Here is a 9,850-nt window from a genome sequence, read left to right on the forward strand (position 1 = left end):
TTATTAATCCGAAAAATATGGAATTAGCAAGTAAGTACGACCCACGTGAAGTGGAGTCGAAATGGTACAAGTACTGGCTTGACAACAAACTCTTCAGCAGCAAGCCAGACGGAAGAGAACCATACACCATTGTCATCCCACCTCCCAATGTAACTGGCGTGTTACACATGGGTCACATGCTCAACAACACCATCCAGGATATTCTGGTGCGACGCGCCCGCATGGAAGGCAAGAATGCTTGTTGGGTACCCGGAACCGACCACGCCTCGATAGCGACTGAAGCCAAGGTGGTGAAGAGACTTGCTGAACAAGGTATTAAGAAGCATGACCTCACCCGCGATGAATTTCTGAAGCATGCTTGGGACTGGACCAACGAACATGGTGGCATTATCCTCAAGCAGCTACGCCGTTTGGGGGCATCATGCGATTGGGACCGCACCGCATTCACCATGGATGAGAAGCGCTCTCAAAGCGTCATCAAAGTTTTTGTTGACCTATACAACAAGGGACTTATCTACCGCGGACTGCGCATGGTAAACTGGGACCCCAAGGCCCAGACTGCACTCAGCAATGAGGAGGTTATCTACAAGGATGAGCAGTCCAAACTCTATAATCTTAAATATTACATTGCTCCTGACTGTGATTGCTCGGATATTGACCAAGCAGCCGAAGGCAATGTCATCCATAAGGACGAGAAGGGTTACTATGCAGTGGTAGCCACCACGCGCCCTGAGACCATCATGGGCGACACCGCGATGTGTATCAACCCCAAAGACCCCAAGAACCAATGGCTTAGAGGCAAGAAGGTTATCGTACCACTCGTGGGACGTGTCATCCCCGTCATCGAGGACCGCTATGTAGACATAGAGTTTGGTACAGGATGTCTGAAGGTTACCCCTGCACACGACACCAACGACAATATGCTGGGCAAGACACACCATCTCGAGACCATCGATATCTTCAATGCCGACGCCACCATTTCCGCGGCGTCTCCGCTGTATGTCGGCATGGACCGTTTTGACTGTCGTCGCCAGATTACAAAGGACCTTCAGGCCGCCGGACTTATGGAACGCATCGAAGACTATAATAATAAGGTGGGCTATTCAGAGCGAAACCCCGACACGGCGATAGAGCCACGCCTCTCCTTACAGTGGTTCCTTCGCATGCAGCACTTCGCTGACATCGCCCTACCTCCCGTTATGGACGGCGAGATGAACTTCTACCCCGCCAAATACAAGACTACATACAAGAACTGGCTCGACAACATCCAGGATTGGTGCATTTCGCGCCAGTTGTGGTGGGGTCACCGCATACCCGCCTACTTCTATGGCGACGGCGAAGAAGACTTCGTGGTAGCCGAGACCGCCGACGAGGCGCTGAAGATGGCTCAGGCAAAGACCGGCAATGCCGCTCTGACCGCTGATGACCTCAAACAGGACGAAGATGCACTCGATACATGGTTCTCCTCATGGTTGTGGCCCATCTCCCTCTTTGATGGCATCAACAACCCAGGCAACGAGGAGCTCAATTATTACTACCCCACCAGCGACCTGGTTACCGGACCAGACATTATCTTCTTCTGGGTAGCCCGCATGATTATGGCTGGCGAGGAGTACACCGGCAAGATACCGTTCAAGAACGTCTACTTCACCGGTATCGTACGCGACAAGCTGGGCCGAAAGATGTCCAAGAGTCTCGGCAACTCTCCCGACCCCATCGAACTTATCGAGAAGTTCGGCGCCGATGGCGTGCGCATGGGCATGATGCTCTCCGCCCCCGCCGGCAACGACATCCTCTTCGATGAGAGCCTGTGCGAGCAGGGCCGCAACTTCAACAACAAGATTTGGAATGCCTTCCGTCTGGTTCAGGGATGGACCGTTGCCGACGGCGAGCAGCCCGAGGCAAGCCGCATAGCCACCGAGTGGTTCGACGCCAAGCTCAAGCAGACCAACGAGGAGGTCGACGACCTCTTCCGCAAGTACCGCATCTCCGAGGCATTGATGGCTGTCTACCGCCTGTTCTGGGATGAGTTTTCCAGCTGGTACCTCGAGATGGTCAAGCCCGCCTACATCAATGGCGAAGCCCAGCCCATCGACCGCGCCACTTACGACAAGACACTGCGCTTCTTCGAGACACTGCTCAAGATGCTGCACCCCTTCATGCCGTTTATCACCGAGGAGCTGTGGCAGCACATCTACGACCGCAAGGATGGCGAGAGCATCATGCGCGACGCGCTGAAGGTTTCCGCTCCCACCGAGGCCGAACTTACCCTCATCTCGCAGATTGAGGAGGTGAAGCAGATAGTAAGCGGCGTGCGCATGGTACGCAACCAGAAGAACATTGCGCCCAAGGAGCAGTTGGCTCTGCAGGCCATCGGCACCAACGCCTTCGCTGCCTACAACGCCGTCATCACCAAGATGGCCAACCTCAGCAGCATCGACGTAGTGAGCGACAAGGATGCCAGCGCCAGCGCCTTTATGGTGGGCACTCACGAGTTTGCCGTACCTCTGGGCGACCTCATCGACGTCGAGGCCGAGATAGCCAAGGCCGAGGCACAGCTCAAGCACCTCGAAGGCTTCCTCATGGGTATCCGCAAGAAGCTCGCCAACGAGAAGTTCGTCGCCAATGCCCCCGAGGCTGTCGTAGCCATGGAGCGCAAGAAGGAGAGCGACTCGCTCGAGAAGATTGCAGCACTCCAGGAGTCGATTGCTGAGCTCAGAAAGAAATAGAACTCATTAAATACTTAATCATTATGAAGCGTTTTCTCGGTTTGTGTGTGTGTTTCGTGACCCTGTTGTTTACCTCTTGTAGCGACGACAATGCTCCGACACCGCCAGAGACCCAGAAAACGCTTTTTCTTTACCTTCCTTGGTCGTCTACTGGCCAACCTCCCTACCAGCGCAATCTATATTCGTACTTTATCAACAACATTGAGAATATAGAAAGGGCCATCCGCCAACAGGGCGGGATGGGCAATACGCGCCTGCTCACTTTCATCTCGCAGTCGCCTACCTACTCTGCATTGGTAGAAATCAGGTATCAGGGCAACCAGTGCGTCCGCGACACGCTCAAGCGTTACAATGCCTACGACTACACCAGTGCCTCGGGCATAGCTGCACTCTTAGGCGATGTCAAGACCGCCGCCCCGGCTCCCCGATATGCCATGGTCATCGGATGCCATGGCAACGGATGGATTCCAAGCGGTGTCAAGGACTATTACCGTAGCCGCTCGTTTGGCGGAATCGACGCCAAGTTTCAGACCGAGCTCTCCGACCTTGCCGAAGGCATCAAGAGAGCAGCCATGCCCCTTCAGTTCATCGCCTTCGACGACTGCTACATGGCGGGAGTCGAAGTGGCATACGACCTAAAGGACGCCACCGACCATATCATCGCCTCCACCTCAGAGATTATGGCCGACGGACTGCCTTACTACCGCATCTGGCGCCACCTGGCTGCCACCAGCCCCGATTATCAGTCCATTGTCAACGAGTTTCATACCTATTACACCCAGCACACCTATCCCTACGGCACGCTCTCGGTGATAGACTGCCGACAGATGGACGCTATGGCTGCGTGGATGAAAGACATCAACGGCCGTTACACCTTTGATGCCACCCATGTCGACCGTCTGCAGAAACTCGACGGTATGGCACAGACCATTTTCTTTGACATGAAGAGTTACATCGATGATCTCTGCGATGCCAATGACCGCAGCCAGTTTGACTATCTGGTCAAGCGACTTGTGCCCTACCACACCCACACCAATGCCGTGTATACCGACCTGAGCCAGTTCAATGGCGGCATAAGCACCATCCCCGTCACCACGTTCTGCGGAATAACAATTTCCGACCCTACTACCAACAGTTACGTAGCGGGCCGGAAATCTATGACTGCTTGGTGGCAAGCCACCCATTAGGAGTTAATCTACCTGAGCCGGTTCATAAGGCATACCCCATACATCGGCCACAGCTTTGAAGGTTATCTTGCCCTCTACCACATTCAGGCCTTTATACAGAGCCGCGTCTTCACGACATGCTTTCTTCCAGCCCTTGTCTGCCAGAGCCAAGGCATACTTCAGCGTAGCATTGGTCAGAGCGGCGGTCGACGTGTTGGGCACTGCACCGGGAATATTTGCCACGGCATAGTGTACGATGCCATCCACCTCGTATACGGGGTCGCTGTGTGTTGTGGGATGCGAAGTCTCAAAGCAGCCGCCCTGATCTATAGCCACATCCACCAGCACCGTTCCGGGTTCCATCTCCTTCAGCATGTCGCGGGTGATGAGGTGCGGAGCCTTGTCGCCCGGCACCAGTACCGAACCTACTACGATATCCACATCCTTCAACTCCTTGCGTATATTGTGCTCGGTCGAGTATAGCGTATGCACATTGGCAGGCAGTTCGGCATCCAACTGGCGCAGACGAGGCAGACTGATGTCTGTGATATACACCTCTGCCCCCATTCCGGCAGCCATGCGCGCAGCCGCTTCACCCACGATGCCGCCGCCGAGTACCAGCACCTTGGCGGGCTTCACGCCGGGCACACCACTCATCAGCTTGCCCTTTCCGCCCTTGGTCTTCTGCAGATAGTAGGCACCGTTGATTGACGCCATGCGGCCTGCCACCTCGCTCATCGGAACCAGCAGAGGCAACCTTTTGTCTGCTGTCTGCACCGTCTCGTAGGCCAGACACACCGCACCGCTCTTGACCATGGCCTCGGTCAATTCCAAATCGCAAGCCAGGTGGAAATAGGTGAATACCAACTGTCCATGCTTCAGCAGAGGATATTCGGGCTTGATGGGCTCTTTGACTTTTATAATCATTTCAGCCACATCATACACCGCTTCGATGGTGGGCAGTATCTTGGCACCCACCTTCTCGTACGCCGCATCGGCAAAGCCACTGCCATCGCCGGCTGTATGTTGTACAAACACTTCGTGCCCGTGTTTTACCAGTTCGGCCACGCCATCGGGGGTCATACCCACTCGGTTCTCGTTGTTCTTGATTTCTTTTGGAATACCGATTTTCATGATTATATTGGTTTTTAATTGATTAATTGCTGCAAATATAATAAATAATCACATTCTCCAAACATTTTTCTTCGTTTTTTTTCAAACTTTATCCTTTCACTTACGATTTGTAAGCACATCGAGCCTGCATCGGCCGCCATTCACGCCACCTTTTTCACCCACGTGGTCTCCCGTGGGGGCATCTTCTGACCGATAGTCGGCGGAATGAAAACCATGCTGATGAACTTAAAAATAATTGCGTGGTTTGATTTCTGGATTTCCAACCATGATTTCTTCATTTCGCACTTCGATTTTACCGTTTCGCAGTTCGCAATCAGTTTCCACTGCATCACGGGCAGAAATCAGGATATTCCGATGCTTTCGTGGGGCACAGTTCTCCACATCGTTTCATGCTCCTGCGCTTTGGCTACAACTGCCATGATGGCGCCGCTTCATAGGGATGTCGCCAAGTTTTTGCCGACAAATTACATCTATGTCTTATTTTTTTCGTAATTTCGCAACATAGTAACCAACAGTATCACCATGCGCATAATAGTATCTGACGAGATAGAAAGCGTGTGCCCCGAGTTTGTGGGAGCACATGTAGAGATATACGTACACAACAGCCCATACTCAGCAGGACTCTGGGGCGAGATAGACCGACTGGGCCAGGAGTTCAGGCAGACCCTGACGACCGAGACGCTCAAAGACATTTCGGGCATAGCAGCCACCCGACAGGTCTACCGTGCCTGCGGCAAAGACCCGTCGCGCTACCGTCCTGCTGCCGAAGCCCTCATCCGCCGCATCCTCCAAGGCAAGCAGCTCTACCAAATCAATACGCTGGTAGACCTTGTCAATCTGGCGAGCATACGCTATGGCTACAGCATTGGCGGTTTCGACGCCGACAAGTTTGAGGGCGACACGCTCACCCTGGGTGTGGGCCGTGCCGGCGAACCTTACGAGGGCATTGGCCGCGGCACCATCAACATCGAGGGTCTACCCGTCTATCGCGACGCCGTGGGGGGCGTGGGCACTCCCACCTCCGACCACGAGCGCACCAAGATAGACGACAACACCACCCACCTCGTGGTGCTCATCAACGGGTATGACGGTTGCGAGGCCGACGTGCGCGCCAATGCCGAGTACATCCTCCAGCTGGCGCGCGACTACTGCGACGGTACCGACGGAAGCTACTATATATATAAATAAGGTAAGACTATGGAACAGAATAATGACAGCCGCGTGGCACAGATGCGCCAGTGGATAGAACAGCTCAATGCGGCGTCTGCAGCCTACTATAATGGCAGGGAAGAGCTGATGACCGACTACGAATGGGATGCTCTCTTCGACCGGCTCAAGGCTATGGAGACGCTCACGGGCATCACGCTCGACGGCTCGCCCACTGCCAAGGTGTCAGAAGACAACATCGCCGGCAAGAAGGAAGACCATGAGTTTGCCGCCCTGTCGCTCGCCAAGACCAAGAGTCCTGCCGACCTGGTGAAGTGGGCCGAGGAGCGCCCCATCTGGATGTCGTGGAAACTCGACGGCCTCACCCTCGTGGTGACCTACGACGAGGGACTGCTCAGCAAGGTCGTGACGCGCGGCAACGGTCATACCGGCACCAACATCACCCACCTGGCGCCAGCCATCAGCGGCATCCCCCAGCACATAGACCATCAGGGCCACCTCGTGATACGTGGCGAGGCGGTAATATCCTACAAGGACTTTGAGATATTCAATATGGAGAGCGACGAAGAGTATGCCAATCCCCGCAACCTGGCTTCAGGCTCGCTCACGCTGAAAGACATCAACGAGGTAAGCCGCCGCCACATCCAGTGGATAGCCTTTACGCTGGTCTATACCGACGAGGCTGTCGGTTCGTGGGGCGACCGCATGGCGCTGTTGGACCGATTGGGCTTCACCACCGTGGAGCGCGAGCTGATAGCCACGCCTACCCTCGACAACATAGACCACAGCATCGATGGCTGGACCCACAAGGTCACCAGCGGAGAATGCCCCTTCCCGGTAGACGGGCTGGTAATCGTCTATGACGACACGGCCTACGCCTCTACCGGTTCGGTCACGGGGCACCACGCCACCCGCGCCGGCTACGCCTTCAAGTGGCAGGACGAGAGTGCACAGACCCAGCTGGACCACATCGAGTGGTCGTGTGCGGCATCGACCATCTCGCCCGTGGCGGTCTTCACTCCCGTAAGTCTCGAGGGCACCACCGTGAAGCGCGCCTCGCTCTGCAACATCAGCGAGTGCGAACGCCTGGGCATAGGCGGCCCCGGCACTACCCTATCGGTAATCAAGGCCAACAAGATTATCCCCAAGGTGATAGAGGTGATACAGACCGTGGGCACACTCGACATCCCCGCCGCCTGCCCCGTATGCGGCGCACCCACCGAGGTGACCGAGAGCGCAAGCGGCACACGCACGCTGCACTGCACCAATGCCGACTGCGCCGCCAAACAGCTGCGCAAGTTTGCACGGTTTGTCTCCAAGGCTGGTGCCAACATCGACGGACTGAGCGAACAGACCATCGCCAAGTTCATCAACCTGGGTTGGGTGAGCGAATATGCCGACCTCTACCACATGGACGAGCATGCGCTGGAGCTGTCGATGATGGAAGGCTTCGGGCGCAAGTCAGTAAGCAACCTGTTGCGCAGCATAGAGAAAGCACGCACGGTCAAGGCGCGCCAGTTGCTATACGCCCTGAGCATACCTCTATGCGGCACCGACGTGTGCAAGCGTCTGCTCGCCGCATACACCTTCGAAAAGTTGGTAGCCGAAGCCTCTCAGACCGACAACCCTGAACACTTTGCCCACATAGACGGCATAGGCCCCGAGAAATCGGCTGCTGTAGTGGAGTGGTTCCACAATCCCACGCACAGCAGGATGGTAACCCGTCTGCTCGCCGAGATAGAAATCGAGGCAGATGCCACCGCGCCAGCCGGCGCCCGTTGCGAGGGAATGACATTCGTAGTGACCGGCGATGTGCACCACTACAAAAACCGCAACGAGCTCAAGGCCTATATCGAGAGTCAAGGCGGCAAGGTTACAGGTAGCGTAAGTCGCTCGACCCACTACCTCATCAACAACGATGTAACCTCTCAGTCGGGCAAGAACAAGAAAGCCCAGGAGCTGGGCATCCCCATTATCAGTGAAGACGAGTTCGTCGAGCGTTTCGGATAGACACTGCATGAAGCAAAAGAGAGCGGCTGACAGGCATATAACCCGTCAGCCGCTCTCTGTATATGGTCTCCAAGTTTAGAAAGTCCACTTGGCTGCCACTGTGGGGATGGCATAGAACTTATTGTTCTCACCCTGGTTGTTCCACACGAAGTTGTTGGACAGCTCGACCTCGCTGCCAAGACTCAGATGGACATCATCCCATCCCTTGAGCTTGTCCAAGTTAACCCAGAACTGAGGCTCGCTCAGGAAAATGTAGTTGCCACGCACGCTCTGGTCATACCAGAGGTCGGCAAAACCACTGAAGGTGCAGAGGCCCTTGGCAAAATTGATGCCCCAAACTGCTGTAGCCTGGAAACTGTTGAAAGCACGCATGTCTTTGTGAGCATTCTTGAAATAATACTTATACATAGCCTGCAGCGAGAATGTGCGGGAGAAGTCGGCACTATGCCAGTTCCACGCACCACCAAGGAGAGCCGCCTGCTGGAAACGGTTGCCATAATAACTGTTGTCCATACGGCCGGTGCTTACACCACCGTCGTACTCTACATGGGCAGCCCACTGCTTGTTGGCAGAAAGGTTGAACTCGCGGCTAATCTCCCAATAAGCGCCCATCACTCCGTCGCTCTCATAATCGAGGTCGGTGAAGAAATAGGTGCTACCCCAACGGTCGGGCTTGAACAACTCGATAGTGGTGGTTACACTCTGACGCTCGGAAAGGTCATAGTAAAGCGAGCGACCCAAATCATAATGCAACTGGACATTCTGTGCGAAGCCAGAAACGGCAGCCACGGTGAAGGCTGCAAGCATAAGTAATCTCTGTTTCATATGATACATGTTTATAAAAATAGTCCAAAGATAGTGCAAAGGTACGAAAAAGACCATAAATATAAGAGATGGTTGGCAAAATTGTCGTAACTTTGTAGATGAAATTCAGAGAAATAGACACTATGAGAATAGATATCATTACCGTTCTGCCCGAAATGCTCGAGGGCTTTGTTCACGAATCCATCCTGGCACGTGCCCAAAAGAAGGGACTGGCTGAGATACATCTGCACAATCTGCGCGACTACACCAAGGACAAATGGCGCCGCGTGGACGACTATCCCTACGGCGGTTTTGCCGGCATGGTGATGCAGATAGAGCCCATAGACCGCTGCATCAGCGCCCTCAAGGCCGAGAGAGACTATGACGAGGTAATCTTTACCACCCCCGACGGCGAGCAGTTTGACCAGCATGTGGCCAACGACCTGTCGCTCAAGCAGAACCTCATCATCCTGTGTGGCCACTACAAGGGTATAGACCAGCGCGTGCGCGACCACCTCATCACCCGCGAAATCTCGGTGGGCGACTACGTGCTCACCGGTGGCGAACTGGCTGCTGCCATCATCTCGGATGCCGTGGTACGCATCGTGCCGGGCGTGGTGGGCGACGAGCAGAGCGCTCTGTCGGACTGTTTCCAGGACGACATGCTCTCAGCGCCTATCTATACACGGCCGGCAGAATACAAAGGCTGGCGTGTGCCCGACATCCTGCTCAGCGGCAACGAAGCCAAAATCAAGGACTGGGAGATAGAGCAGAGCTATGAGCGCACCCGCCGTCTGCGCCCCGACCTGCTGGAACGGCAGAAGAAGGGATAACCCCCCC

Annotated in this window: 8 protein-coding genes; 6 read left to right on the forward strand and 2 right to left on the reverse strand. The window is 54.9% G+C overall.

The window, feature by feature from the left end; genetic code table 11:
* Positions 1–17: 17 nt before the first annotated feature.
* The gene (locus CIK87_RS05725) at positions 18–2,729 is read left to right on the forward strand and encodes a valine--tRNA ligase (protein ID WP_094386202.1); all 2,712 of its coding nucleotides are present in this window, start codon (positions 18–20) and stop codon (positions 2,727–2,729) included.
* Between the two features lie 23 nt (positions 2,730–2,752).
* Positions 2,753–3,916 carry a clostripain-related cysteine peptidase gene (locus CIK87_RS05730; RefSeq protein WP_094386204.1) on the forward strand — a complete coding sequence of 388 codons (1,164 nt, stop codon included), beginning with the start codon at positions 2,753–2,755 and terminating at the stop codon, positions 3,914–3,916.
* 3 nt (positions 3,917–3,919) lie between these two features.
* Here CIK87_RS05730 and ald read toward each other — a convergent pair whose 3' ends face one another.
* A complete protein-coding gene (gene ald, locus CIK87_RS05735; protein WP_094386206.1) occupies positions 3,920–5,029 on the reverse strand; it encodes an alanine dehydrogenase in 1,110 nt (369 codons plus the stop codon).
* A gap of 204 nt (positions 5,030–5,233) precedes the next feature.
* Here ald and CIK87_RS13945 point away from each other — a divergent pair, with 204 nt between their 5' ends.
* The 3 genes from CIK87_RS13945 to ligA are packed head-to-tail and all read left to right on the forward strand — an operon-like array spanning position 5,234 to position 8,206.
* Positions 5,234–5,521 (forward strand): hypothetical protein, encoded by a 288-nt coding sequence (locus CIK87_RS13945; protein WP_144008124.1) that lies wholly within the window; start codon positions 5,234–5,236, stop codon positions 5,519–5,521.
* 30 nt (positions 5,522–5,551) lie between these two features.
* Complete coding sequence (locus tag CIK87_RS05745; protein ID WP_094386210.1) at positions 5,552–6,217, forward strand: B3/4 domain-containing protein; 666 nt, start codon at positions 5,552–5,554, stop codon at positions 6,215–6,217.
* A gap of 9 nt (positions 6,218–6,226) precedes the next feature.
* Positions 6,227–8,206, forward strand: a complete 1,980-nt coding sequence (ligA, locus tag CIK87_RS05750; protein WP_254046514.1) for an NAD-dependent DNA ligase LigA — start codon at positions 6,227–6,229, stop codon at positions 8,204–8,206.
* Between the two features lie 75 nt (positions 8,207–8,281).
* Here ligA and CIK87_RS05755 read toward each other — a convergent pair whose 3' ends face one another.
* Complete coding sequence (locus tag CIK87_RS05755) at positions 8,282–9,031, reverse strand: DUF5020 family protein (RefSeq protein ID WP_094386246.1); 750 nt, start codon at positions 9,029–9,031, stop codon at positions 8,282–8,284.
* Positions 9,032–9,153: 122 nt separating this feature from the next.
* Here CIK87_RS05755 and trmD point away from each other — a divergent pair, with 122 nt between their 5' ends.
* Positions 9,154–9,843, forward strand: coding sequence for a tRNA (guanosine(37)-N1)-methyltransferase TrmD (trmD, locus tag CIK87_RS05760; protein WP_022310288.1), 690 nt, complete (start codon positions 9,154–9,156; stop codon positions 9,841–9,843).
* Positions 9,844–9,850 lie beyond the last annotated feature (7 nt).

It is taken from the genome of Prevotella sp. P5-64 (assembly GCF_002251285.1).
Classification (GTDB): Bacteria; Bacteroidota; Bacteroidia; order Bacteroidales; family Bacteroidaceae; genus Prevotella.